18 protein-coding genes and 1 pseudogene are annotated in these 26076 nt (G+C 39.0%); 15 read left to right on the top strand and 4 right to left on the bottom strand.

Features of this window, described 5'->3' with window-relative positions:
* The 3 genes and pseudogenes from B3Y13_RS05190 to B3Y13_RS05180 all read left to right on the top strand — a co-directional run.
* Positions 1–383 (top strand): annotated as a pseudogene (locus tag B3Y13_RS05190) (hypothetical protein); the annotation flags it as partial.
* A gap of 46 nt (positions 384–429) precedes the next feature.
* Positions 430–1116 carry a tetratricopeptide repeat protein gene (locus tag B3Y13_RS05185; protein ID WP_296022735.1) on the top strand — a complete coding sequence of 229 codons (687 nt, stop codon included), beginning with the start codon at positions 430–432 and terminating at the stop codon, positions 1114–1116.
* A 1-nt stretch (position 1117) separates the two neighbouring features.
* Positions 1118–3223: a hypothetical protein gene (locus B3Y13_RS05180; RefSeq protein WP_296668963.1), complete on the top strand. Its 2106-nt coding sequence runs from the start codon at positions 1118–1120 to the stop codon at positions 3221–3223.
* 31 nt (positions 3224–3254) lie between these two features.
* Here B3Y13_RS05180 and dinB read toward each other — a convergent pair whose 3' ends face one another.
* The gene (dinB, locus tag B3Y13_RS05175; RefSeq protein ID WP_296693154.1) at positions 3255–9176 is read right to left on the bottom strand and encodes a DNA polymerase IV; all 5922 of its coding nucleotides are present in this window, start codon (positions 9174–9176) and stop codon (positions 3255–3257) included.
* Positions 9173–11107 carry a hypothetical protein gene (locus B3Y13_RS05170; RefSeq protein WP_296693151.1) on the bottom strand — a complete coding sequence of 645 codons (1935 nt, stop codon included), beginning with the start codon at positions 11105–11107 and terminating at the stop codon, positions 9173–9175. Before B3Y13_RS05170 ends, dinB begins: the two co-directional genes overlap by 4 nt.
* A 120-nt stretch (positions 11108–11227) precedes the next feature.
* Here B3Y13_RS05170 and B3Y13_RS05165 point away from each other — a divergent pair, with 120 nt between their 5' ends.
* The 4 genes from B3Y13_RS05165 to ligA all read left to right on the top strand — a co-directional run bounded on the left by B3Y13_RS05165 (position 11228) and on the right by ligA (position 15788).
* Entirely contained in the window at positions 11228–12391 is a 1164-nt protein-coding gene (locus tag B3Y13_RS05165; RefSeq protein ID WP_296022739.1) for a hypothetical protein, read from the top strand.
* A 68-nt stretch (positions 12392–12459) separates the two neighbouring features.
* Positions 12460–13065 (top strand): hypothetical protein, encoded by a 606-nt coding sequence (locus tag B3Y13_RS05160; protein WP_296693149.1) that lies wholly within the window; start codon positions 12460–12462, stop codon positions 13063–13065.
* 72 nt (positions 13066–13137) lie between these two features.
* On the top strand, positions 13138–13803 hold the full coding sequence (gene trmB / locus B3Y13_RS05155; protein WP_296669012.1) for a tRNA (guanosine(46)-N7)-methyltransferase TrmB: 666 nt from the start codon (positions 13138–13140) through the stop codon (positions 13801–13803).
* 47 nt (positions 13804–13850) lie between these two features.
* Positions 13851–15788 carry an NAD-dependent DNA ligase LigA gene (ligA, locus tag B3Y13_RS05150; protein ID WP_296668957.1) on the top strand — a complete coding sequence of 646 codons (1938 nt, stop codon included), beginning with the start codon at positions 13851–13853 and terminating at the stop codon, positions 15786–15788.
* Between the two features lie 45 nt (positions 15789–15833).
* Here ligA and recJ read toward each other — a convergent pair whose 3' ends face one another.
* On the bottom strand, positions 15834–17975 hold the full coding sequence (gene recJ, locus B3Y13_RS05145; RefSeq protein WP_296693146.1) for a single-stranded-DNA-specific exonuclease RecJ: 2142 nt from the start codon (positions 17973–17975) through the stop codon (positions 15834–15836).
* Positions 17976–18005: 30 nt separating this feature from the next.
* Positions 18006–18791, bottom strand: coding sequence for a DNA repair protein RecO (gene recO, locus B3Y13_RS05140; protein WP_296693143.1), 786 nt, complete (start codon positions 18789–18791; stop codon positions 18006–18008).
* Positions 18792–18890: 99 nt separating this feature from the next.
* Here recO and B3Y13_RS05135 point away from each other — a divergent pair, with 99 nt between their 5' ends.
* From B3Y13_RS05135 to truA, 8 genes are all read left to right on the top strand, one after another.
* Positions 18891–19088 carry a DNA-directed RNA polymerase subunit omega gene (locus B3Y13_RS05135; protein WP_296022744.1) on the top strand — a complete coding sequence of 66 codons (198 nt, stop codon included), beginning with the start codon at positions 18891–18893 and terminating at the stop codon, positions 19086–19088.
* Positions 19089–19389: 301 nt separating this feature from the next.
* Positions 19390–21327, top strand: a complete 1938-nt coding sequence (gene dxs, locus B3Y13_RS05130; RefSeq protein WP_296668952.1) for a 1-deoxy-D-xylulose-5-phosphate synthase — start codon at positions 19390–19392, stop codon at positions 21325–21327.
* On the top strand, positions 21324–22142 hold the full coding sequence (folP, locus tag B3Y13_RS05125; RefSeq protein ID WP_296693139.1) for a dihydropteroate synthase: 819 nt from the start codon (positions 21324–21326) through the stop codon (positions 22140–22142). The genes dxs and folP overlap by 4 nt, the downstream gene beginning before the upstream one ends.
* Before the next feature lies 1 nt (position 22143).
* Complete coding sequence (gene cdaA, locus B3Y13_RS05120) at positions 22144–22959, top strand: diadenylate cyclase CdaA (RefSeq protein ID WP_296022747.1); 816 nt, start codon at positions 22144–22146, stop codon at positions 22957–22959.
* Positions 22937–23986, top strand: a complete 1050-nt coding sequence (locus B3Y13_RS05115; protein WP_296693167.1) for a CdaR family protein — start codon at positions 22937–22939, stop codon at positions 23984–23986. The genes cdaA and B3Y13_RS05115 overlap by 23 nt, the downstream gene beginning before the upstream one ends.
* On the top strand, positions 23986–24375 hold the full coding sequence (gene acpS / locus B3Y13_RS05110; RefSeq protein WP_296668950.1) for a holo-ACP synthase: 390 nt from the start codon (positions 23986–23988) through the stop codon (positions 24373–24375). Before B3Y13_RS05115 ends, acpS begins: the two co-directional genes overlap by 1 nt.
* A gap of 33 nt (positions 24376–24408) precedes the next feature.
* Positions 24409–25314 (top strand): DUF2225 domain-containing protein, encoded by a 906-nt coding sequence (locus B3Y13_RS05105; RefSeq protein WP_296022749.1) that lies wholly within the window; start codon positions 24409–24411, stop codon positions 25312–25314.
* Positions 25315–25355: 41 nt separating this feature from the next.
* The coding region (gene truA, locus B3Y13_RS05100; protein ID WP_296693135.1) for a tRNA pseudouridine(38-40) synthase TruA at positions 25356–26076 on the top strand (721 nt) is incomplete at its 3' end.

Below are 26076 nucleotides of genomic sequence, written 5' to 3'. Positions count from 1 at the left end.
AAGCAGAAAGCGGAGAATATGCTCAGGACGGTTATGAATATGACGCATTGGCGGAATTTGTAAAGAACAACCTTGAAAGATTGATTTCGCTTTATGAGCCTGACTGTATTGTGAGCGTGAATGCGAAATCTCAGGAAAAATATGATTCAGCCTTTTTAACTTCCTTGTGTACAAGAGATTATAAAGATAAAATAGAATTTGAAGAAATCGAAGAAGGTTTGCTGAAAAGCACTCTTTTAAGCGGAGATTTGACGACGACAGGACCTGAGCTATTGAACGAATATGAGGCGGTAGAGTCGGGAAACATTGCAATAACGAGAATTTGCGCTGAGCCTGTTGATTTTGAGCCGGCTTTGAACCGTAAGATTGATTTTGTTTTTTAGCTGGAAAATATCGTAATTCGGGTTAATGGGCGCGGGAGGTTGATTTATGGCAGAAAAAAGTTCATCGCCTCTTTTTGAGGGAATTTCTCTTTATAAAAAAGGCGATTATACATCTGCTCTTGCATTTTTTATTTCTCTTCCTGAAAATTCTGGAATTGATAATATTGAACTCGCATATTACATTGGTCTTTGCTATGCAAAACTCGAAAGATATGACGATGCTCTTTTGTATCTTGAGCAGGTTATAACTTCAGAAACTCAAAGTCCGCGCGTTTTGCAGTGCCGCTATCTTTTGGCGGTGATTTATGCGCTGATTGGAAAAAAACGCCTTGCCGATTTTGAATTGAATAAACTTCTCGAAACTGGTTATAAGCCGGCGGACGTTTACGCTTCTCTTGCCTATGTTGCATGGCAGCAGAATGAATTTGAAAAATGCCTCGATTATTACAAAAAATCGCTTGAAATAGATCCTGAAAACGTTACATCTCTTAACGGAATGGGCTATGTTCTTGCCTGCTTGGAAAAAGATCTTGCAAAGGCCCTGTCTTATTGCAAAAAGGCACTCGACAAAGAGCCTCAGTCCGCAGCCTGCCTTGATTCTGTTGGCTGGGTTTATTACAAGCTTGGCTTAAAAAAAGATGCTGCAAAATACCTTCTTCAGGCTTATGCCCTTCGTCCGGAAAATGCAGAAATCATCGAACATTTAAAAATCGCCCAGGTGGAAGTGAACTGAAATGAAAAATAAAATACTAAAAACCCTGATCCTGCTGCCATTTTTTTTTGCAGGTTTTAATTCATTTTCTCAGAATTATATCTTTACGAGCGAGGAAGCCCGTGTAAAAAATTCAACTGGCGTGCGTTCTGCTCAGGCAGGTTTTGCTGAAGAGGAATTTAGAAAAGGCGTTCAAGCTTATTACCGCGGAAGTTACAATGACGCAATCTTGGAATTTGAAAAAGCTCTTTCTTATCTTCCGTCGGAAAATATAATTCTCGAATGGCTTGGAAAAGCTTACTATCGTGCAGGTCTTGAAGGAACAGCGCTTGAACAATGGCAGACAGCAAGCGATAATAATTACGGCGGACTTTTGCTTAAAAACAAAATAGAAATTGTCCGTGAAAGAAGAATTTCAAACAACAGTTACAATGACCCTGTAAAATACACGGAAAGCGGAAGTTATTCAGGAAATTCTCCGGACGGAAAAAATTTGGTTTTTAGCCAGCCCGTTTCGATTCTTGCAAATTCTGACGGCTCAATGTGGATTGTTTCTTATGGTTCAAACGAACTTTTAAGAATGGACATCAACGGTTTTGTTTTTGAACGCTCGAACGGATCTTTTGCAGGTTTTGACAGACCGATGGACATAATTCGCCTCAATGACGGTAATCTTCTTATAAGCGAATTTGCCGGAGACAGACTGAGTCTTTTTTCTTCAAGCGGAAGATTTTTAAAGCATTTTGGTTCTAAAGGCCTTGGAACTGGAAATTTTGTCGGCCCGCAGTATCTTGCAACTGATGAAATCGGGAATATTTACGTGTCAGATTTTGGAAATGCGCGGATTGATGTTTTTGACAGGGACGGAAACGGACTTTTCTTTTTTGGACAGAAAGCTGAAAAATCTTCCGGTTTTGACGGTTTAAAAGCTCCGTCCGGAGTTGCTGTCTCTGGAAATGAAGTTTTTGTCGCCGATGCTGTAACCGGAGCTGTTTATCGTTTTGATGCGGCAGGAAATTATCTGGGACTTTTGTGTCTCGAAAAAACTTTTGTTCACCCGGAATCAATGAAAAAATGGGGAAATTATCTTGTTGTTTGCGACGGAAATAAAATTTATTCGGTTGATACAGAAAATGGAACGGTTTTTGAAAATGTCCGCACTGGAAATGCTCCTTCTTATTTGACATGCGCGGTTCCTGACGTAAACGGAAATCTTCTCGCAACGGATTACCGCACGAACGAAATTTATGTAATGTCCAAGATGTCTGAACTTGTCGGCGGACTTTTTGTTCAAATCGAAAAAGTCGACGCTTCAAAATTTCCAGAGGTAAAGGTTGAAGTTAAGGTTGAAAACCGCCACAGACAAGCAGTTGTCGGTCTTAAAGAGCAAAATTTTGTGATTACAGAAAAAAAAGGCTCAGTTCAGAATTATGTTTTTGAAGGCGCCTCTTATGTGAACGATTTTGCGGATATTACGGTTGTAATTGACCGAAGTTTTGAAGCTGCTCAATATTCGAGAGAAATTGAGGCCGCTGTCCGCGAAATTGCATCTTCTATGAATGAACACGCAAATAAAGGAACTCTTAGGATTGTAACTTCCGGGGCTGTTCCTGTACTTGAGTATGAAGGTTCTCCTGAAAAAGCCTTAAATTTTAGTCTTCAGTCGATGAAAAATCCTCTGTCAGAAAAATGTACTGTCGATTTGGCAATCAGGCTTGCTGCGAACGGTTTAATTTCCGGCGAAAAAAAGAGAGCGGTTGTTTTAATCGGAGCAGGAAAATTAAGCGAGAATTCATTTAACAGATACGGACTTACGGATTTGACCGCATATTTAAACAACAATTCAATTATTCTTTCGTCAGTTCTTGTTGCAAAAACTAGCGTGGCTCCTGAACTTGCATATATTTGCGAGCATACAGCAGGAAATGAATATTATGTTTACCGGACGGAAGGCTTAAAAAATGTCGTAAAAGATGTTATTGATGCTCCGTGCGGAATTTACGTTTTGTCGTTTACTTCATCGCAATCAACCCAGTTTGGCGAAAAATATCTTCCTGTCGAAGTTGAAGCGTATTTGATGAACCGTTCTGGCCGTGATGACAGCGGATATTTTGCTCCGCTTCAATAAAAACAATAAAAACAATAAAAACAATAAAAACTTAGAATTTTATTGTTGCTCCGATTTGGGCGTTTGCCGAAAGACTTGCGTTTTTGTCCCAATAGCAGCTGTAGCTTAAGCCGAGCGAACTGTTTATGCAGACGAATTTATTCAGTTGAATGTCCAGTTCATGAAGATATTCAAAAAAATTATGCTCGGAGGCTTTTGTTCCTGTTAGTGAAGAAGAGCTTTCTCTCGAAAAAACAGCATTCAGGCTGTCAGAACGGTTTATTTTTGTCTGATTTTGCGTTTTTTGTGCGGAAAAAAGTTCAAACCGCCTAAAAAAATAAACGAAAAATTTTTCAATAAAAGAAGATTCGCCAGGTCTTTTCCAGACAAAAGTAGACTTTGCGGAAAGATTGTTTTTGTCTTCAAAAGAAAATTCAAATCCAGCCTTTAATGTCTCGTCTTTCTTTATGTAAAAAATATCCTGCTGGTAAAACGAAATTACTGCCTTCGAAGATGAAAAATTCTGGCCGGGAGTTTTTAAGGTAATCGAAAAAGACGTAAGGTATTCATCTTGTTCAAAAAGGTCCGTAAGGTGAATTGCACTGTTTTTTCCAAAGACATTCAGCGCGCTAAAAACTAAAATTCCTTTTAACTGGCATACGTCGGTTACCGAAGATGAAGTTTTTATGTCGCGTTCAAAAGAAACCGAGGCATTTTGAGGCAAAAAAAAGTCTTTTGAATTTCCAAAGAAATTTCTTTTCCATCCGGCGGAATAAAGCGAAGAATAGTAGATGCTTTCGGCCGAGTCTTCATTCATCATCGGATCTTTTAAAACTTCATTCTTTATTGAGCTGCTGAAAATGTCATAAAACGGAAGCGCCTTAAAGTACCAGATTTTTTTGTTCAGAGTAGACGCAAGATGTTCAAAATCGTCCGAATAGTTTTCAGTTTTGCCGTTTTTTTGTGTTCCGCCAGTGGATTTTTTCCAGCTGAAAGAAAAATTATTCTTTTTTATGGAAAAAGGAACGGAAAAAGTCTGGCTTGTCTTGTCTGAATAAGTTATATATGCCGAATTTTTGAAGCTTTCTTCGGAAGAAAAATTGTATTCGGGAGAAAAACTATTTTTTTCCAGGTTGAATTTTAAATTCGCCTTTGCAAAAACATTTCTTTTTGCGGCTTCCAGTTTTCCTGGGCTAAATTCAAGCGAATTGATTTTATTCCAGGAATCGAAATAATTTTTTGTATCGTAATATTTTGTTTCTCCGGAATCTGTGGAAATTATTTTTTGTTTTGCGCCAGAGTGCATTTCAAAAACAAAAGGCCGGGTTTTTAAGTGAATTTTTGCAGAAATATTCTGGTTTTGCGCCCAAATATCTGAATCTGCGGCGGCGTCTGCTGAAAAAACAATTGGCAAACTGAGCGGTGAAAAGTCGGCTAAAAGCGAATTGGATTTTTTGAGGCTTTCGTCATCGTGGTTAAAAGAATAATTTTCTTCAATATTTAAAATTTTAAAAAAAGGTCTTGTGTTTTTGACTGTGTGCGAAGCCGAAGACAGCGGCATTGACGAATCCAAGGAGCGTCCGGCATCAAGCGAAAAATAAATTTCTGAAAAAGTAAAGCTTGTTTTTGCGCTTCCGGAAAAGTGATTTCCGTTTTCTAAATTGCCAGTGCTTATCTGAGAACTGGTTCTTCCGTCAGCTTGAAAACTTGCGTCTTTGAGAATTGCATAATCTTTTATTTTTATAATTTCGCCGTTTTTTTGCCATGAAGTTTTTACAATATCTTGAAGAAGAAAATAAGGCGAGCTGTCCGTAAGCATAAAACTGTCAAAGGCGAGCTCTGTCTGTGTCTGCGAGACTGAATGAAATTCGGCGCAGAATCTAGTTGGAACGACAGAAATGTCGATTTTTTCGACTGAGCCGTAATTTGATTTTTTGTCGGAAAGATTTATTTTTATGTCTGAGAATTTTTGTGTCTGAGAAAGTTTTATAAGCTCTTCTGCGCTCAGTTTTATTTTTACAGCGGTTTTAAAACTTCCGTCGCTTTGAGGCCGGTCAAATGATAAAATTAAAAAAGTTTCGTCGTCACAAGTCAAATTTTTTGAGGAGAATTTTGTATTCAGCCTTAAAAACTTGTAGCCGTCGAGGTTGATTTCGCCAAAATATCTTGTGAGCGTAAAAATTTCTTCCGAAGAATTTTTGAATTCAAAAAAAGTCATGTAGTTTGAGCTTCCGGCTTTTTCGCGTGCAGTAAAAACTTCATAATCTGAACCGTTTTCTGTGCTTACAAAAAATCCCGATTCCTTTGCTTCGTAAGGTCCTGCAAAAATTCTTCCAATTTTTTTTGATTTTGAAGTGAGAATGAGCCTTCCGTCGCAGTCTGTCGCAAGAAGAGATTTTTCTTCGTCCGAAATTTTTACTGTAACAGTCTGCCATTCGCCTTTTTTTTCTTTATTGAACGCAAGTTTAACGTCTGAGTCGCATTGTCCTTCCGAGCTTCCGATTTTCCAGGTGGGAATTTGGTTTTTGTCTTCAAAGCTCAGTTCTTCATCGGCATTTACACCGAGCTGAAGGTAAAGCTCAAAATCCGAAAGACTAAAAAAGTCGGAATTTTCATCAATTTTTAAGGCGAGCGAGAATTCGCTGCAGGAAGGCAAAATTCCGGAAAGTGCCGGAAATTTAAGTGAAGTTCCTGCCCAAAAAGGTGATGTTTCTGCCGCATTTTCGGAAAAATTGGAAAAATCCCATTCAAAACTTGCCGAATAACCTGTAATCGAGGAATCAGATTGTCCGTTTTTTGCTTTGACTGAACCGTTTTTAGAGCCTTTTAGTTCAATCTTCCGTTCACTTTCGCCTGGCCGTGAGTTTAAAAACGGCAGAATGTCGTCTGGAATGGTGGCCGCGGCGTCTTTTGCAAGATAAAAGGTTTCTGTTTTTTCTTCGTCCATTCCAGAAATCAGGCATTTTCCGGTCGTATTTGAGCTTTCGAGGCTTACGGCTCCTGTATTCTTGAATTTAAAATTTTCGGCCGAATATTCAAGGCCTGTTGCTAAAACTGCATGTCCTGGAGAAGAAGTTGTTAAGGTTGTGTGATTTTTTTCGCTGTCTGTGCTTGGAAGAGCCCAGCTTCCTGCAAAAGCAAAATCTCCGCTAAGGTTTTTTGTGAACTGTTTTTTTATTCCGCCTGCCGCCGTAATTGCCCTGGAAGACGAATCTGAACAGTCTTCGTACCATTGAGCCGTTATTTTATCGGAAGCCGAAACCGAAGTTGAGAGCGTTATGCAGCCAGATTCCTTGTCGTAAGCTGCGCTCGCATCCTGAATTCCGTTTTTGTAAACAAGGACTGTTCCGCCTGTTGCATTCGTGCCGATTTCAAAGCGGTTTACAGGCGTAAAACTTCGTACGCAAACTTTTAAATCTGAAGAAGTTTTTAGCCCAAGATAAATTTCCTCAGCTTCCGTGCAAAAAGGAAATCTGTATTCTGCCGAAAGAGGAGAATTGGAATTTTTAAAAAAAACATCGGCATAAATGTGCGGTGAATTAAAAAAATCTGTCAGAACGTCCGAAAAATCGTTTTCGCCTAGGGTAACAAAAAAATTTTCATTTTGAACTGAGGTTGTGCCGGAGCAAACTGCTGCTTCTCCGGAAGATAAAAGTCCTGCGTCGTAACGGTAGCAGACAGCGTATGGTGAAAATTTCTTTGGATATTGAATATAAAAAACCTCGTTTCCGTCAATTTTTCCGGTTAGCGAAAGCGAATAGTTTTTTAAGTTTTTTGAAAAAACTTCTTGAACTTCGCCTAAAAAACCGCTGCCATTTTTTTCTTCTGCTTCTCTATAAGTTCCAAGCTCGGAACGCGCAACTGAAGGCGGGTAGGAAGAGTCGTATTCAACTGCGACAGCTGGCAAAATTCCAGAAGTTTTAGAAGCATTTGCTTCCTTTGAAAGAAAAATTGAATAATTTGAAGCGCTCAAAAGGAATTGCGATGAATTTAATTTTTTGAATGTCCGGCCGTTTTCGTCTTTGTAATTTCCGTCCGAATTTTCTACAAAAACCGACTTAACGGCAAGAACGGCTTGTTTTGAAGGAAGCACGAATTGAAAACCTGTTTCGTATGCAGAAAGTTCTATTTTTTGCTCAGAAACGCTGTTTTTCCCGTACCAGGTCTTGGATTTTGCTTCGAGAGAGTCGTACCTAAAAATTGCATCTGCGCTTAAAGTTTGTGTTTCAAAATGAGCAGAAATTCCTGGAGCAAGATTTTCGCCGCCTCCAGGATTTCGGTTTAAATCGTCAATTGAATAGCCGGATTCAAAAACAATTCCGCGGTTTGCAATCCTTGCGCTTTTTAAAATTCCGTCTCCGTAATATCCTGCCGCAACCGTGTTTTTGTCAAAATGATCTGCAAAACCAGCTTCAAAGTACCAGTGTTTTTCAAGCAAAAAAAACAGGCTAAGATTGACTTCTGATAAAATAACTGGAGTGCTGAGCGAAAGCGCCGGCGTTGAGCCGAACCCGAAACTTGAAGAAAATCCTCCGTTTACGAGGGATTTCCAGTAGCCTTCGGCAAAAAAATCGACATTTTTGTCAAAAATTGAATAGTTAAAAAGGCTTTTTTTTTCTTTAAGCGGAATTTCGTCAGATTCATCGGTTTGAGGCGGAAGCAAAGTCGAATTAAAAACAATTGAACCTGCTCCGTCTGCATTTCTTTCGGTTTGAGTAGAAACTAATGGCGAAGAAAATGTTTTTTGCGCGGAAAATATAAAAAACATTGACGGAATGACAAAAAAAACAATGCTTTTTAACGAATCTTTTCCCAAAAGCCTTGCCTTTGTAATTTTTATTCCCGGTATTTTTTTTTCTGCTTTTAAAACTGCTTCTTCAACCTTCCGTTTTTTTTCTTCATCAAAATTAAAAAGTTCCACCTGATGCGGATTTGAGGCGCTTTCTGTGTTTTGCAAGGCAAGTCCCAAAAGCCTTATTCCTTTTGAAGTGTCCGCTTTTTTGTCAAAAAGTTTTTTTGCACGTTCAAAAAGGTCGTCAATGCTGCCTATTTCTCTGGTCGAAGTTTCCTGAGCTGTTGTCGTTGTAAAATTTTCGTAGCGGATTTTTAGGCCGATCGTCCAGCTTCTCAAATTTTCTTTTCGCATCCGCCATATTACCGTGTAACTTAATTCGAGAAGGGCGGTTTCGATTGCTTCTTTTGATGTCAGGTCAAAAGGATAAGTGTTTTCTGCGCTGATTGCGTGGGTTTTTGGAGTTTGATTGAATGTTTCTTTTTCCTGACCGCGGACGGCATCGTATAAAAAAGTTCCTGTCACCTGTCCAAAAAGTGCCGCAAGAAGATTTTTAGGCTTTGAATGAAGGTCTTTTGTTGTGTTTATTCCGTTTCTGTTTAGCAGGGCGAGTGTTTTATCTCCTATTCCCCAGATTTTTTTTAGTGGAAGCGAAAGCATAAAATTTTCTTCGTTTCCTTCTTTTACTTCAAAAAATCCATCCGGCTTTTTTATTTCTGAGGCGAGTTTTGCAAGGTATTTTGTCGGCGCAAGTCCGATTGAAACTGTCAGTCCTGTTTCTCTTTTTACATCGGCCTTTATTTTTTTTGCCGTTTCGTCTGGAGGTCCAAAAAGCTTTTCTGTTCCTGTAAGGTCGATAAAGGCCTCGTCGATTGAAATCTGCTGTACGTCAGGAGAATATCGCGAAAAAATTTCCATAATTTTTCCAGACATCTCAAGATAGCGCTTCATTCTCGGATGAACAAAAATCCCGTTTGGACACAGTCTTGCCGCTATTGCGGTTGGCATTGCCGAATGAACGCCGTATTTTCTGGCTTCGTATGAGGCTGTCGAAACAACAGCCCTGCGGTCTTCCGGTTTTCCACCGACAATTACAGGAAGATTTTTCCATTCTGGATGGTCAAGAATTTCAACAGAGGCAAAAAACGCGTCTAAATCTGCATGGATGAAAAAATTTTTCACTTTGACTTATCCCCGGAAACAAAAATAGAAACGGTTTCTTTTTCAAATTCATTTTGATTTTCTGTTGCGTAAAAAGAAGTTATCGTGACGATTTTTGAAGTGTTTTTTTCCGTTGAAAACTCAATTTCAAAATTTTGCGGCGGAAAGTCAGGAATATTAAAATCCACGGTTTTTGAATTATTTAAAGCCAGATAACTGTAATTTGAATCTAAAACCGGCGTATTTTGCTCGCTCGAAATGTTTACTGAGCATCGGACTGCCTGCTTTTTTGATTTTATTTTTAACCGGCTTGAGCGGAGCATTGAAGAATCATCGTTAAAAATTTTACAAAAAAGATTTTTTTCTGTTGAATTTTCAAGAATTTGAGGATTTTCAAAGCTGTGTTTTTTGTTGTAAACAAATTTTGTTGTTAAAAAAGCAAAAATCGTTATGACGGCGGCAATTATTGCAGCAGAGATAAAGGTAAAACCTGCAATTTTTTTTAGGCTGAGAGATTTGTCCTTGTTGATGACGCGAAGGCGCACAAGAATTTTTAGCCAGATAATCTGGAACGGAAAAAGAATAAGGCTGAGCATGATGTTTACCTGTTTTCCGCTCGAAATTAAAATTTTAATGTCCGGGGCGTTTACGTTTGCAAAGTAAACTGCAACATAAGACAAAAAAGGCAGAAGCATAAGCGAAAACGTAATTATAAGCGAAAGCAATTTTGAAGAATTCCGCGTAAAGTAAATTATAAAATATTCAAGGGCGAAAACCCAAAAAACCGTAATGTCCGCCATGCTGAAAAGAAAAATATTTGCAGCCGAAACAAGAATAATCATAAAACCGTAGATGAACGATGTGCCAGGAAGCTTTAAATGTGACTGAAACAGAAAAAATACGGAAATTACAATTACGGAAATAAAAAGTTTTGCCGCAAATTGAATTACGGGATTCGCTTGGGAAATAAAAGCCAGATTTTTACAGCAGAATTGTCCAGCATAAAGCGAAAAAACACTTGCGCACAGCATTGCAGGAATAAAAAGCCAATATCTTGAAAAATCTTTCTTTGACTGAAGCCGATTTTTTCCAGTAAAGGTAAAGCAGACCAAAAAAAGAATTACAAGAATTCCGAAAATCTCGACAGAAAGTATATTTTTAAATTCGTTTATCCAAAAAGTGTGGTTTGCCAAAGTGATAAATGAATAATGAACATCATTTTTTTCGTTTTGAAAAGGAATATGATTTTGAATAAAATTTTCAAGGGCAGAAATCTGTTCAACCTTAGAAAATTGCAATTTTATGCATGGAACTCCTTCCTTAAAAAAAGCCGCCATCTGTTCATCGCCAAAAAGAAGACCTGCCCTGTAAATTGAAAGCAGTTTTTGCGGAACTGAAAAGGGAATGTTTTTGCTCAAAAAAGAATCGACAGTTTCCTTTGCAAGCCACATTGGAGTTGAACTTTTTCCGCCAGTTGTAAAAATTTCAGCTTTTGCTTTTGTGTTCTTTGAAAAGTTAATCAAGACGGCAAAATATTCTGAGCCGTCGTCTAAATTTCCTGCAAAATTTTCAGTTCCTTGTAAAAAAAACTTATATTCCGGAAAAAGACTATTTCTGTCATCAAGGGCTGTAAAAACGAATTCAACTGGAAAAGCCCTTTTCATTTTTTTAGTTTTTTCGACAAGAGACAAAATTTCGTCCGGATATTCAAAAAAATCTTCCTGGGAAATAAGAACCAGCATTGTTTTTGCCGAAGCAGCCGGCAAAGAAGGTTCAAGGCGAATGTTTACATTGAACGGAAAAACATCGTTTCCTGTCGGGGCAAGCTCAAGTCTATGAAAAGAAAAATCGGATTTTTCAAGCAGTTGTTCTGTGTAAAGAGAAAGTTCCGCTCCTTTTAGAAAATGTTTTTCGGCGCTTTTCGCCTGCGGATAAAAAATGATGTAATTCAATAGCAGTAAAGAAATTAAAAACTTCCGCAGAACTCTAAAACTCATTCTAACAGAATATAATTTGAAGGTTTACAATGCAAGCCCCTTGCAGTATAATTAGAAACGTTAGTTGGAGAAAAGATGTCTGCTGAAAAAAAATTTTCACTTAATCTACCGCTCAAAGTCATTTTGACAGAAGAGGGAGCATCACATTTTATCAGTAATAAAATTAAACTTTTGCGTTTCAGGCTTGCTGACAATATTGAAGAATATGGAATTTCGCTGAATCCATTTTCACCTCAGTCGTTGCAAAATATGATTTTGGTGAATTACATTTCAAAAATTGAAATTTCCATGTCGGAATTTGTTTCAGTTCGTCAAGAAGTTATGGATCTTTCAAAAGTTGTGGTTTATTCGCTTCTTTACAAACAGTTTGACCGCCAGCTTTTTGCGGATTTTATTCAAACTGATGCCGTTCAAAAACACAACCGTAAAAATCCCACTCAGTTGATTGATGAACGCACAAAAATGTCCGAAAACCAGCTCAGACAGATACTTGCTTCTCAAAAAGCGACTGTTCAGCTTGCAAAAAAGGAAATTTTGGATCCAGTCTGGAAATCTTTGATGGAAAACAAAGACTATTCTCTCGAAGAAAAAAATATCTATCTTCTTATGACCGAAAAGTTTTTGAACCGTCTTTCTTTGATGAACTGGTACATAATTACAAAATTCTACCGCACAGAAGGTTTTTCTCAGATCAATATCGCAATTCGCCATCTTCTTCAGGTTTATATGGAAAAGAGCCGTGTTGCCGAATATATTTCAATTCTCGTAATGGAACTTGCCCTCAACAGTGAAAATACAAATATGCGTAAGGAAGCGAAGCGTATGTTTGCAGGAATTGAAGATGTTGATGCGCTTATTTACGATCCTGAGCAGCGTGAAAAAATCGTTGCCGAATTAAAGCGCAATCATGAACAGGTTTTTATTTCTTGGAAGCTCGGCGGCGGTTCGTCTGCAATCGGAAAACAAGGAAGACTTCAGATAACCCTTTACAATAAGGACGATGAGTTTCAGGAAGTAAAGGAAAATATCGAGTCAAAGGCTTCTGCCGACACTAATAAAAAATCGTTGATTGACTTTTACAGGGAATTGCCTGAAGGGCAGGAAAGCACAGATTTGGGGCTTTATTACCTTTCTTACCTTGATGACGCCTGCAAAAAAGTGAATGTAAAGTTTGAATCAATCGTAAATCAGTTCTCTTCAAGCGATTTGACGGTCATAAACCTTATTTTTAATTTTTAGGTCAAATGAAAAGCCATCGGAATTTAAAAATAAGAATCCTGTCTTTTTGTCTCTCGTTGTGTCTGATTTTGGCAGTTTTTCTTTTTTTGTCATGTTCCGAATCGTCGGCAAATATCCTTTCTGTAAATGCGAGCGTTGTTTTTGATTACAAAGATGAAAAGTCGCTTCCAGAAACAAGTCTTTCAGTCTTTGTTCAGGGCGAATACGAGGCTCAGAGGGCGGATTTTCTTAAAATTACAAAAATTGAGGAAAATTACAGCTGGAATGTTTATTCTCCAGTGATTTTTGAAAGCCAGAACAAAAACTGGATTGGTTATCCGTCTTTGCGCGCTGCAGAAGGCAAGGCTATAAAAAACGGTGAATATGAAGTTTTGTATGCAGATGCCGCTGGAAACGAATCTGAAGAAAAGTTTTTTATAAAATATAACGAAGAAATCCTTAAGTCAAAACCAGAAAATGTCCGCAAGGCCACCGGCATAAATTTAAGCGAAGTTGTCATTCTTTTTGACAAAAACATGAATATGCTTTTTTATGGAACTGCAAAAAGAGCCTGGAAGAAAAATTCTGATATTTTAAAAGAATACAGCCGGGCTTTTTTTAAAAGACGGATTTTGACGGATGCTTCTGGAACTGTCGTTATAAAACTTCCTCTTGAAAATTTAATTGAAAAATAAAAAAGGATTTGATTTATGAATGAAATTGCAGAAACAGAAAATAAAAAATGCTCGCTTTCTGCCGAAGAGTCGATGAAGCGCACAATCCGCACTTTTGCAATTCGCGCCGGTCATTTTACAGCTTGTGAAAAAAAAGATTATGCCCAGCTTTTGCCACTTTTTGGAGTGCAATATAGAGAAGAAATTTTAGATTTTGGGAAAATTTTTGGAAATAAAAATCCGCTCGTAATCGAAATCGGCTTTGGAATGGGAAAAGCTACTGCAATAATTGCAGAAAATAATCCTGATATAAACTATCTCGGTCTTGAAGTTCATAAGCCTGGAGTTGGAAAACTTCTTGGAGAAATCAGAACACGGAATTTAAAAAATATCCGCATAATTGAACACGATGCAATGGAAGTTTTGGAAAACATGATTGCTCCTGAAAGCGTCGATGCTTTTCATATTTTCTTTCCAGATCCGTGGCAGAAAAAGCGCCATGAAAAAAGACGCTTGATTCAGAGGCCGAGAACGGACTTGATTGCTTCGCGCTTAAAAAAAGACGGCTATCTGTATTTTGTTACGGACTGGCTTCCTTACGCGGAATTTGGCCTTGAGCAACTTGAAAAAACTCCCGGCCTTAAAAACAAATATGAAGGTTACGCTCCTCATCAGCAGTGGCGGCCTGAGACTCGTTTTGAGCAAAAAGGGATTGATGCAAACCGTGTAATTAACGAGATGATGTTTATAAAGCAGTAGTTTGCCCAAAATTGTGAGAGCGTCAGCCTTAAAAAAGAGGGGATTTTATGGGAGATCTTTTTGACATAGGTCAAAGCGCAAGAATTTCAGAATTAGTTAGTTTAATAAAAAGATATCAGGCTTCTTATTACAACGGTGAAGCTGAAATTTCGGATTTTGAATTTGATAAACTCTGGGACGAATTAAAACTTTTGGATCCGAAAAATCCTGTTCTGCAAAAAGTTGGAGCGGACAGCGGAAATTTTGCAAAAGTACGCCATATTATGCCTATGGGAAGCCAGGAAAAAGCCGCCGATCCTCAGCAGTTTTTAACATGGACAAAAAATCATTCGTATTCAGAATATCTTGTTGAATACAAGCTTGACGGCGCAAGCCTTGAGCTTCAGTTTGAGCATGGAATTTTAAAAGCAGCTGTAACTCGCGGAGACGGAACTGTTGGCGATGACATTACTCTTAATGCAAAAAAAATGCACGGAGTTCCATCGGCCCTTTGCTCTTTTAACGGAAAAATTCTTGATTATACGGGCGGCGTGCGTGGCGAAGTTATAATGACGCATTCTGTTCATGACAGTTTGTATGCAGATAAGGCGAATTGCCGGAATGCCGCCAATGGTCTTATGAAAAGAAAGGACGGTCTTGGAAGCGAAAATCTAAAACTCATTGCTTACGATGCCTGGGCTTCGGATGGAAACCAGCCTTTTAAAGATGAGGAAGAAAAAATTGTCTGGCTTAAAAATTGCGGATTTAATGTTGTTCCTCTAAAAATTTGCCATTCAGCAGATGAAGTGATCGAATACCGTGCCTCAGTTATGGAAGAGCGAAAAAATCTTGAATACGACATAGACGGACTTGTTGTAAAAGAGCGGACAATAAACCATGCAGACGCAAGCCGTGCGCGCCCGGACAGACAGATTGCATTTAAATTCAGCCTGGAAGAAGCTGTGTCGGTTTTGCGCAATGTCGAATGGAGTGAATCTGGAGCAACTTATACTCCTGTGGCTGTTTTTGACGAAGTTCAGCTGAATGGAACTACAGTGCAGAGGGCGTCTCTTTCAAATCCCGAAACAATGCGAAGACTTGGCGTAAAAATCGGAAGCAAAATCGTCGTGGTAAAGAGAGGAGAAATAATTCCAAAAATCGAAAGCGTCGTTCCTGCCGAAAAAGGACAGAGCTTTTCGGAAATTCAAATTCCCGAAAAATGTTCCTGCTGCGGTTCAAAACTTACGGACGAGGGAACAAGGCTTTTTTGTCCGAATAAAAACTGCGAAAAAAGAATTTTGCATCAGCTTCTAAAATGGGTCAGTGTGATTGACATTCGCGACCTTGGCGAAACTTTGATAAGATCTCTTTTTAATTCTTCCAGGGTGCGTTCGATTAGCGATTTGTATACTCTTACGGTCGAAGAGCTGACACCGTATTTTTTGAATGCAGAAAGCCGTCAAAAAGAAAAAGAAAGCCTTGGAGCGCAGAAAGTTTATGATTCAATTCAGTCCCACAGAAAGGCAAAATTAGCCGCCTTTATCGCTGGCTTTGATATTGAAGACATGGGCGAAACTATGATTCAAAAGCTTGTTGACAGCGGATTTAACACTTTGGAAAAAATGCTTGAGGCAAAAGCTGAAGATTTTTCAAAAGTCTATGGATTTGCAGAAATTTCTGCCAGAAACTTTTTTGAAGGCCTTGAAGAAAACAAAGACGAACTTGTTTTTCTCTCAAAAAACTACATTCAAGTTGAAGAAGGAAGCGCTTCTGGTGTTTTTGCAGGTAAGTCTTTCTGTTTTACTGGTGAACTTGAGACGATGAAAAGGCTGGACGCCGAATCCCTCGTAAAGGAAAACGGCGGAACATGCAAATCGTCTGTCACAAAAGACCTTTCTTATCTTGTGACAAATGACACAGCAAGCGGTTCTTCAAAAAATGTAAAGGCCGCAAAACTAGGAATTCCGGTAATTACAGAAGAGCAGTTTCTTGCTCTCTTAAAGTAGCGCTGCCTGCGAAGCGATTTCAAATTCTTAAAATCAAGCCGGATTTTACTTATCTGTCAGCTGCGCTTCGGACAAAATAATCTGCGGAGTTACATTTCCGTTAAAGACGTTGCGCTGAACTTGATACAAAATATTTATCGAATCTCCCTTGTCAAAGTCTCTGTGGAGCCGTCCTCCTTCGCCAAAGAATATTGCCGGCCACTTTGTTTCTCCAGCGTCAAGAAGCAATTTTAGGTGAACTGGATCTGGTTTTCCCATGAGAATTCCGTCTTGAATTTTCATTCCCTGGCTCAAAAATGTGAGTTCTGGATTTTCTTCGCCGTAAGGCTCAAAACGGTCGATTATATTTAGAATTTCCGGTTTTAGATATTGAGGAGGAAGTTCGGCATCGATTTCGATGTTTTCACTTTCTTCTTCGTTGTTCAGTTCAATTTCTTTGCAGAGAAGTTCAAGGCGTTTTTTGAATTCTTCCATTTTTGATTCTTCAAAACTGAATCCTGCCGCAAGGTTGTGTCCACCGTGATTTATAAAAATATCGGACATTTTGTCAAGGAAAGGCGGAAGTAAAAATCCACGGCAGCTGCGCATTGAGCCGATTGCAATTCCATCGACAACTGTGACTGCCATTGACGGAATTTTATATGTTGATGTAAGCCTTCCTGCAAGAATTCCTGAAACTCCGCGGTTTATTTCTTTGTCGATTATTACGCAGAGTTTTCCGTTGTAGTGTTTTATGCTTTCTTCTGCTGTTTTTGAGGCGATTTCCCAGGCTTTTTGACCGAGTTCTTTTCGTTTGCCGTTCATTTCGAGTATTTCGTCAGCAAGCCTGTCTCTCTTGTACGGATCCTCTTCAAGAAAAAGTTCCATTCCAAGCTCCGGCTGCCCAAGGCGGCCTGTGGCATTTAAAACAGGAACTACATTCCAGCTTAGTTTTGTGCTTGTTACCGTAGTGCCCAAAAGCTTTAGTTTTGAGAGAAGCTCGATTAAGCCTGGGCGCGCGTTTCCTGAGTTTATTGATTTTAATCCCTGTCTTACAATTATGCGGTTTTCATCTTTGAGAGGCATTATGTCTGCAAGCGCGGCTAGCGCGGCGAGCTGAAGGTCTTTTTCTTCCTGAATGCTGTCTTTTGGAAATTGTTTTGCAGTTACAGTATTGATGTAGGTTACAAAAATGTTGAAAAAGGTTTCAATTTGGGTTCCGTCAGTTTCGTTGTATTTTGCGAGAATTGACGCTTTTTTTAAATCTAAAAGGCTTTTTTCTGAAAACTGAGGAAATATTTTTGAAATTTCATTTCTGAGATCGAGAACGTTGAATTCGATTGCAGAGCCGAACGTTTCATTCAAAATTTTCATGGTTTCGTTTTTGTTCCATACAAAAATTTGCTGTCCTGTCAAAAAAGAGAGAAATTTTGTCTTTGAAAAAGGCACGCTCAATGGAGCTATTTTTTGAACTAAAATTTCCTGTTTTACGAGGTTCCGGACTTTCATGCATTCGATTACATTTGTTTCGTTTTCTTTTCGCGCTGCAAGCAGGCAAATTTCCTGTTTGTAAAGCTCAGATTTTGCAAATCGGAGGGCCGCGGCGGTTTTGCAGGCGATTGCTGCTCCAGAAATATCGTGGAAAGGATATTGTGAATCTTCGCATTTTTGGTCAATGATTATTGCCGGGCTTGGAAGCTGTTCTGGAGGGTTGTGGTGGTCAAGAACTATTGTGTCAATTCCGAGTTCTGCCGCATGTGCGATTTCTGCGTTGTTTGAAATTCCGCAGTCAACCGTAATGATGAGTGTTCCGTTTTTTTTGTAAAATTCGTCTACGGCTTCGATAGAAAGTCCGTAACCGTCATTTCCGCCCGGAAGCTTCCATTCAACTTCGATTCCCATAGACTTGAGCTGTTCGTATAAAATTGTAGTGCTTGAAATTCCGTCTACATCGCGGTCTCCAAAAATCAGTACGATTTCTCCTTCCTCCTGAGCCTGAAGAATTCTGTCAACAGCGTCTTCCATTGCAGAAAATTCAAACGGATTGTGCAAAAATCTTTTGTCATCTTCCAAAAAATAAAGTATGTCGCTGCTTTTTGTAATTCCACGGCGAATCAGAATTGAAGCGGTGATTGCGTCAATTCCGTATTTTTGTGTCATTTCTTTTACTGATTCTTTTAGAACCGGTTTTTTTATCCATTTTTTCATTTTTTATATCCTGTTTTTATTTTTTTTTACTTAAAGAATAGCAATTCCTGATTCAAGCGAAAGGAATTTTGTTCCGCATACATTTTGAATTAAAAAATAGCAAAAGTCTTTTAATTCAATCATTGTTTTTTCATCAATTATTATTTTGCGGACGTCTTTTGGTTTTAGAACTGAAACTGCCTGAAGATATGTTAGCGAAGTTTTGGAAAGAAAAAAACTGTTTCGATTTTCTGTCTGAGCGTTTGAAAGGCAGTCGTTGCACACAAATCCGTTTTCGCGTTCGCTGTACATTCCGCAGTAAGTTTGCGCGTTTTGGTCAATTTTGCCGGCTAAAAAAGATTTTCCGCATTGGCGGCAGAATTGCGTGTCCGGCCTCATTCCCAAAATTCCTATGTAACGCCACAAAAAACGGATAAGACCGAGCCGGCTGTTGTTTTCTGTGCTCTGTTCCATTCCGTCCAAAAGTCCGTTAAGAAGGCAGAATGCCTGTTCCGGGCTTCCTGCGCAGCGCGACTTTATTATGATTTCCGAAGCAAAGCTTGCCGCATAGGTTTTAAAAAGATTTTCTCTAAACGACGGATGGTAGGATTTTACGTCAAAATCGGTTATTTTGCAGGAATTTTTTGTTTCGTCTTTGTAAAGATACGCAGTTCCGCAGTTAAACGGGCTTACAAGCGAACGAAATTTGCTTTTTGGTCCGCCATAAAGAGTTGCGTAAACAATTCCGTCTTGAGGAGTAAGAAGCGTTACAGAACGGTTGTTTTCTCCAGACTGTTTGAGAGCAAGAATTGTTGCAAAAGTAGATGAACTGCGCATAAATTTATTATAATTTGAAAAACTGATTTAATAAATACTAGACAGCATTTTTAGATTATAATATAATCGAGTATTCATATTAACTTGGGGGATAGTGTAATGATTTTTCCTTTGGAACAGCTTGTAAAATTTTCAGGAAACGTTTATGAGATTACTGTCGCAGCAAGTCGCCGGGCTTATCAGCTGGCAATGATGAAAGATGCCGAAATTGACCGTAATGACGGCAAGGTTGTATCTCTTGCAGCAAAGCAGATTTTTAACAACACTATTCAATACAAAAGAATTGAACAAAAGTAATTTACATCGGATTTAATCTCTTGACGAAAGACTTTAAATTGATGATAATTAGTATACTAATTTGATTAAGGAGTGCCCATAATGCCTTGTGGTAAAAAAAGAAAGCGCCAGAAGATGGCTACACATAAGCGCAAGAAGATGCTTAGACGCAATCGGCATAAGAGCAAGTAACATCTTTTTTGGTGTTTTGATATATGCCCGTAGAATAGACCGCGGTAGTTTTTTACTTCGCGGTCTTTTTTTTCTTCAAAATTGTAAAAATCAGTTTTTTGTCTTACAATAAAAATAATAGAAGATTGTTATGTTGCTTTCCAAAATAAATTCGCCTGATGATTTAAAAAAAATCCCGGAAGACCAGCTTCCGAAACTTTCAGAAGAAATTAGAAAAAAAATTATTGAAGTAGTCGGAAAAAACGGCGGACATCTTGCTTCAAACCTTGGTGTTGTCGAGCTTACGATTGCGCTTCACAGGGTTTTTAATTCACCGGAAGATGCAATAATTTTTGATGTAAGCCATCAGTGCTATGCGCACAAAATGCTCACTGGCCGTTTTTCGGATTTTTCAACTATAAGGCAAAAAAATGGACTTTCTGGTTTTACCAGAAGAACTGAAAGCAAGCATGATTTTTTTGACAACGGTCACGCTTCGACTTCGATTTCTCAGGGGCTTGGGCTTTTGACCGCCTGGGATTTACAGAAAAAAAACGGAAAGGTTGTCGCTGTAATCGGAGATGGCTCTTTGACCGGCGGACTTGCGCTTGAGGCTATGAACCATGCAGGCCAGCTTGGAAAAAATCTTATAGTTGTTTTGAACGACAACAAAATGTCAATCAGCGAGAATACTGGAGCTGTCTCAAAATATCTTTCTAAGCTTACAATGTCTGGTTTTTATCAGAATATTCGCCACAAAATTGATCTCGCGCTTTCAAAAATTCCAAATTCAAACAGGCATATCGGAAAATTTGTCTACAGATTTAAGCGTTCGCTAAAGGCTCTTTTTTTAAGCAATAATTTTTTTACAGATTTAGGTTTTGAATACGTCGGACCTTTGGACGGACATAATATCGGTGAGCTTGAAAATGTTTTTAAGGACGTAAAAAAACTTCAAGGACCGGTCGTGGTTCACGTAGTTACAAAAAAAGGAAAAGGGTATTCTCCTGCTGAGAATGATCCGGCGGCTTTTCATGGAATTGGACCGTTTTTAATTTCTGACGGAAAAGTTGAGCATTTTGATACGATGAGCTTTACCGAATGTTTTAGCCAGACTTTGCTTGAGCTTGCGGAAAAAGATAAAAAAATTACTGCAATTACGGCGGCGATGGCAAAAGGAACTGGTCTTGATGCTTTTGCAAGGCATTTTCCTGAAAGATTTTTTGATGTTGGAATCGCTGAAGAGCATGCGGTAACTTTTGCTTCTGGACTTGCGGCTGGCGGACTAAAACCTGTGGTTGCAATCTATTCAACATTTATGCAGCGGGCAGTTGATCAGATTATTCATGATGTTGCATTGCCGGAATTTCCGGTAGTTTTTTGTTTGGACAGGGCAGGACTTGTTCCGAGCGATGGCGAAACTCACCAGGGCATGTTTGACATTGCGCTTTTGAGGACTGTTCCAAATTTAAAAATTCTTTCTCCTGCGACCGCTGTTGATTTTAAGCTCAGTCTTGAATGGGCGCTTTCTCAAAACGGACCTGTCGTGCTTCGTTATCCAAAATCAACTTGTCCTACAGAACTGAAATGTTTTTCTCAAAAAATCGAAGAAGGAAAGGGCATTTACGTAAAATGTGAAGAATTTGCGCCTGCTTTGAGCCTGAAATTTGATGAAAATGAATTGGAAGCTGTTTCAGTTCAAAAAAATAAAAAGTCAAAATCCGTTCTTTTTGTTTCTACAGGAAGCATGCTTTCGGAAGTGATTCAGGCGAGCCGCAATCTTATGATTGAAAACATTGAGGCTGATATTTATTCACTGAGATTTTTAAATAAGGTTGATATAAATCATCTTTTTGAATATGCAAAAAATCGAGATGCGGTTATATTTGTTGAAGACGGAATATGCCGCGGCGGTGTGAGTGAAGAGCTTGAATATGAATTGTTAAAACGTGGATTTAATAAAACTGCGGTCAATGCTTTGCCGGAAAAATTTTTAAATCAAGGAACCCGCGGTGAAATTTGCGAAGATGTAAAAATGGATCCCCGGAGCCTTGCGGAATGTGCTTATAAGGTGGCTTATAGAAAATGATTTCATTAAAACTTGCAGATAAGACTATTACGACAGAAAAAAACGCCTTCGTAATGGGAATCGTAAATGCGACTCCAGATTCATTTTGGGAAGGAAGCCGCGGCGGAGCTAAGATGGCTCTTGAACAGATTGAACAAGGCGCGGATATTATTGACCTTGGCGCAGAGTCTACAAGGCCTGGCTCTTATTATGTAAGCGAAGATGAGCAGATAAAAAGGCTTGTTCCGGTTTTAAGAGAAATTCGCCGTCATTCGGATATTCCTGTTTCGATAGATACGAGAAAATACTCTGTTTTGAAAGCCTGCCTTGACGAAGGTGCTGACATTTTGAACGATGTTTCCGCCCTTGAAGACGACGAAAAACTTTCAGGACTGTGCGCGGAATCAAAAATTCCTGTAATTTTAATGCACAAGCGCTCTACTCCGGACGTTATGCAGAGCAATACCGAATATCAGGATATTTTTAATGAAGTTGACCTTTATTTGCGTCAGAGAGTTGAATACGCTTTAAAGCATGGCATATCTTCTGATAAGATTATTGTTGATCCAGGAATCGGCTTTGGAAAGAATATGACTGACAACTGCACTTTGATCAGGAGATGCGGACAGCTGTGCGATTCAAAATATCCGGTTTTAATGGCGCTTTCCCGAAAAACTGTAATCGGTCAGCTTTGCAACCGTGAAATTCAGGACAGAATGATTGGAACTGTTGCTGCGGATTTGATTGCTGTTATGAACGGAGCAACTCTTGTCCGCGTTCATGATGTAAAAGAAGCAATAGATTCTCTAAATGTTTTAAAAGGAATTGGAGTATAGATTGAACGGATTTGAAAATCTTCTTCATGTTTATGATTTTATACGGCCGTTTTTAGATATTGGTGTAATGGCCTTTATTTTGTACAAGGCATACGAGATAATTGTCAAAACAAATGCCCTTCAGATAATAAAAGCCGCAATTGTCGTTGCAATGGCCTATGCTGTGGCGCTTTTGCTTCATCTTTCAATGCTGCTGTGGGTTCTTCAGAAACTTGCTCCTGGACTTGTTGTCTGTTTTGCGATTGTATTCCAGCCGGAACTTAGAAAGGTTTTCTTAAAACTTGGACAGAGCCAGTGGTTCACTTTTGGAAACCGTTCAAGGCATACTTATGTCGATACCGTAATCATAGCTGCCGAAATGCTTTCAAAAATGAAGAGAGGCATGCTCGTAGTTTTTACACGCCATACAAAAATTGATGACATTATTGAAACTGGAACACGTCTTGACGCAGACCTTTCAAGCGCTCTTCTTGTGACGATTTTTGGTCATGACACGCCTTTGCATGACGCCGCCTGCGTCGTTCAGAACGGAAAAATAATCGCCGCAGGTTGTTTTTTGCCTTTGAGCGAGCAATATGATATTAAAAAAACATTTGGAACAAGACACCGTGCCGCCCTTGGAATGAGCGAAATAAGCGATGCTGTTGTTCTTGTCGTTTCAGAAGAATCTGGAGCGGTTTCCCTTGCTTACGACAGTCAGCTTCACTACGATTTGAACCCGAACCAGATTACAAAACAGCTCGAAAAACTGTTGGAAATGACGCCTGCGCAAAAAACGATAGAGGACACTATTGATGAAAATAAAGGACTTTATTGAAAAAATTACGGAAAACTGGCCGGTAAAGGCGAGTTGTGTTCTGCTTGCAATATGTATTTATGTTTTTTATACGCTTTCGCTTCAAGATTCTAGGTCTTTTACAGTTCCATTAAAAATAAAAAACGGTTCAGGAATTGTGCCTGTAAGTCCGTATCCTGCAAATGTAAAAATAAAATTAAAGGGAAAGACAGAAGATATTGCTTCTCTTCAAAAAAACAGTTTTTCTGCCTACCTTGATCTGAACTATCTGCCAAAAGACGGAGTCTACAAGCTGCCGGTTCTTGTTGAGCTTCCTCAGCAGGCTCTTTTGCTGGATACTCTTGAAGTTACTGTTTCGCCTCAGGAAGTCAATTTAAAGGTTGAGGAAAAAATTTCAGCCTTTGTGCCGATTTCGCCTCTTATAAACGGAAGTCCTGCGCATGGCTATGAGATAAAAAATATTACTGTAAAACCGGACACAGTTGAACTTACAGGACCGCGCTCGATGGTTCAAAACTGCACGAGGCTTCAGACAAAGGCTGTTTCTGTAAAAAATGCGGATAAAAGTTTTGCTTCTCCTGTTTTGCCGGAAAATCCTGGCTTGTATTTAAAATTTAAAAATAATGATGAAAAACTTACAGTTACGGTCGAAATTGCGCCTGTTGTTTCGGAAAAAAGTTTTTCTGTTCAGACGATAGATGTAAAATATTTGCCGAAGGAATTTGTAGTTTCATCTCAAAAAAATTCAGGAATATTAAATTTAGGCGGAAAACTGGTTGATTTAGAGAAATTTAGCGTTCCTAATGGTTCTCTTTTTGTAAATGCGTCGGAGATTTCTGAACCAGGAGTTTATGAGCTCGATGTAAAATCGTCAGTTCCTGCAAAATTTACAGTTCAGGATTTTTCTCCTAAAAAAATAAAAATTACCGTCGAAAAAATTAAGGTTGTAGATGAGCTTGAAGAAAAAGTTGGAGATGTGATTGCTTCTCCGGCGAATGAAATTCTTCCAGAAAAAATTGAATTGACAGGCGGACAGTCAGGCGAATAATGGTTTATGGAATCGGAACGGACATTTGCGAAGTAAAAAGGTTTGAAAAATGGCTAAAAAAAACAGAACTATTCTTGCGTTTTTTTAACGAGAAAGAGCAGTTTTCCGGTGATTTTAGTCAAAATGAAGGAGCGACCTGCCGTCACTATGCGGCTCGGTTTGCCGCGAAAGAAGCGTTTTCCAAGGCTCTGGGTACAGGATTTACCGGCCTGAGGTTGAATGATTTTTACGTCGCCAAGGATAAAGCCGGAAAGCCGTTTTTTGAATTTGGAGAAAAAACTAAAAAAAATCTGGAAGCCAAAATAGGAAAAGACCTCAATATTCAGCTTTCTATAAGCCATGAAAAAGAATATGCAGTTGCTTTTGTTATAATCGAAAAATTGGGTTAGAATATTTTTATAAAGTAAAAATCTGGAGAATCTATGTTGTACCGCAGTTCAAAAAAAGTTGAAAATCCTGGAAAAAAGCCAAAGATTTCCTATTGGTCAAAAAACAAATGCCATTGCCCGGTCTGCCAGAATAATTTTGAGCGTGAGGAAATGCTTTCCGGTTCTGGCCGAATGATTGCCGGCGAACTGACTGACGAACTGCACCGCATTTTTGAGCCTTCTGCAAAATACGGCCAGATTTATCCGGTGATTTATTCAATCGGAGCCTGCCCGAAATGCCATACTGCGCTTTTCTGGAGCGATTTTGAAGAAATTCAGGACAATAATTCTCTAAATGAGCTTTTGGCGGACAGCAAAAAACGCAAGGAAATTGTAAACAACATGTTTCCTTATTATGAATTGACGAGAGAACGAAACCTTCTTGACGGAGCGGCAATGTATTATCTTGCGCTTTTGTCTTACGAAAAAGTAGATCTTTCGTATGCGCCGACTATGAAAAGGGCGATAATTTCGCTTCGCCTGGCATGGATTTGCCGCGATTTACAGAAACTTGTCCCTGAACATAATTATGACTATGCGGCCGAAGTTTTTTACAGAAAAGCCCAGTTTTTTTACGAGCAGACTTTGATTAACGAGACTCAGAGAATCGAAACGATTGCAAAAATTACGAATTTTGGACCTGATGTAGACAAAAATTATGGTTATGACGGCGTAATCTATCTTAATTCGCTTTTGGAATACAAATACGGACAAAAAGAAGACATGCAGATGCGGTATAAAAAACTCGATGCAAACAAGCGTTCTATTGCCCGAATTTTTGGACTTGGAAAATCTTCAAAATCAAAACCTGGACCGCTTTTGGAAAAATCCCGCGACCTTTACGACAAGCTGACGGCAACTTTGAACGAAGCCAATATTATTTCGGTTGACGATGAATAGAGTTTTTTGAAAATTCAATTTGCGAGAAAAAGGCGGTTATTTTGCGTAATATACTCTTGACAATTTCTTATGACGGAACCGATTTTTGCGGCTGGCAGCGGCAAGATTTTGCAGATAAGGGAAAAGCAGTCAGAACTGTCCAGCAGACTGTGGAAGATGCGCTGGAAAAACTCCATAAACGGAAAATTTCATTGCAGGGATCTGGAAGAACGGACAGCGGTGTCCATGCGTTTGCGCAGGCAGCGAATTTTTATTCTCCAGTGGATTCGATTCCTGTAGAAAAATATCCTGTGGCTTTAAACTGTTTTTTGCCGGACGACGTGCGGATTATGGATGCAAGTGTGGTTGATGAAGATTTTTCTGCCAGAAGAAATGCAACGAGCCGTGTTTACAGATATTTTATAAATACAGGAAAACCGTTTGCAAGCCAGATGAGATATGTTTGGCCGATTTATTACAGACCGGATATTGAAAAATTGAATAAGATGGCCGAATGTCTGCATGGCGAAATTGACTGTTCGACATTTGCCGCGGCCGGAGACCAAAGCGTTTCGATGTTCCGTTATATTGATGATGCGCATTTTTTTTACGAAGGCGAAAATCTTGTTTTTCAAATTGAAGCAAACGCCTTTTTGTGGAAAATGGTCCGCTCGATTACAGGAAGCCTGATTTATTTTGAGCGGATGGGAAAAGACGCTGAATTTTTTAAGGAAGTCTTGGAAAGCAAAGAACGCAAAAATGCAGGTCCGACAGCGCCTGCAA

The sequence above is a fragment of the Treponema sp. UBA7567 genome, from assembly GCF_002476655.1.
Classification (GTDB): Bacteria; Spirochaetota; Spirochaetia; order Treponematales; family Treponemataceae; genus Treponema_D.
The sequence above is the reverse complement of the archived record's forward strand: the minus strand, read 5'-3'. Positions and strand labels throughout refer to the sequence as shown.

Excerpts from the sequence above, each read along its gene's own strand:
- B3Y13_RS05180 (WP_296668963.1), top strand. The coding sequence starts at position 1,118 with ATGAAAAATAAAATACTAAAAACCCTGATCCTGCTGCCATTTTTTTTT.
- B3Y13_RS05165 (WP_296022739.1), top strand. The coding sequence starts at position 11,228 with ATGTCTGCTGAAAAAAAATTTTCACTTAATCTACCGCTCAAAGTCATT.
- recJ (WP_296693146.1), bottom strand. The coding sequence starts at position 17,975 with ATGAAAAAATGGATAAAAAAACCGGTTCTAAAAGAATCAGTAAAAGAA.
- recO (WP_296693143.1), bottom strand. The coding sequence starts at position 18,791 with ATGCGCAGTTCATCTACTTTTGCAACAATTCTTGCTCTCAAACAGTCT.
- B3Y13_RS05135 (WP_296022744.1), top strand. The coding sequence starts at position 18,891 with ATGATTTTTCCTTTGGAACAGCTTGTAAAATTTTCAGGAAACGTTTAT.
- B3Y13_RS05185 (WP_296022735.1), top strand. The coding sequence starts at position 430 with ATGGCAGAAAAAAGTTCATCGCCTCTTTTTGAGGGAATTTCTCTTTAT.
- ligA (WP_296668957.1), top strand. The coding sequence starts at position 13,851 with ATGGGAGATCTTTTTGACATAGGTCAAAGCGCAAGAATTTCAGAATTA.
- folP (WP_296693139.1), top strand. The coding sequence starts at position 21,324 with ATGATTTCATTAAAACTTGCAGATAAGACTATTACGACAGAAAAAAAC.
- acpS (WP_296668950.1), top strand. The coding sequence starts at position 23,986 with ATGGTTTATGGAATCGGAACGGACATTTGCGAAGTAAAAAGGTTTGAA.
- trmB (WP_296669012.1), top strand. The coding sequence starts at position 13,138 with ATGAAGCGCACAATCCGCACTTTTGCAATTCGCGCCGGTCATTTTACA.
- B3Y13_RS05105 (WP_296022749.1), top strand. The coding sequence starts at position 24,409 with ATGTTGTACCGCAGTTCAAAAAAAGTTGAAAATCCTGGAAAAAAGCCA.
- B3Y13_RS05115 (WP_296693167.1), top strand. The coding sequence starts at position 22,937 with ATGAAAATAAAGGACTTTATTGAAAAAATTACGGAAAACTGGCCGGTA.
- dxs (WP_296668952.1), top strand. The coding sequence starts at position 19,390 with ATGTTGCTTTCCAAAATAAATTCGCCTGATGATTTAAAAAAAATCCCG.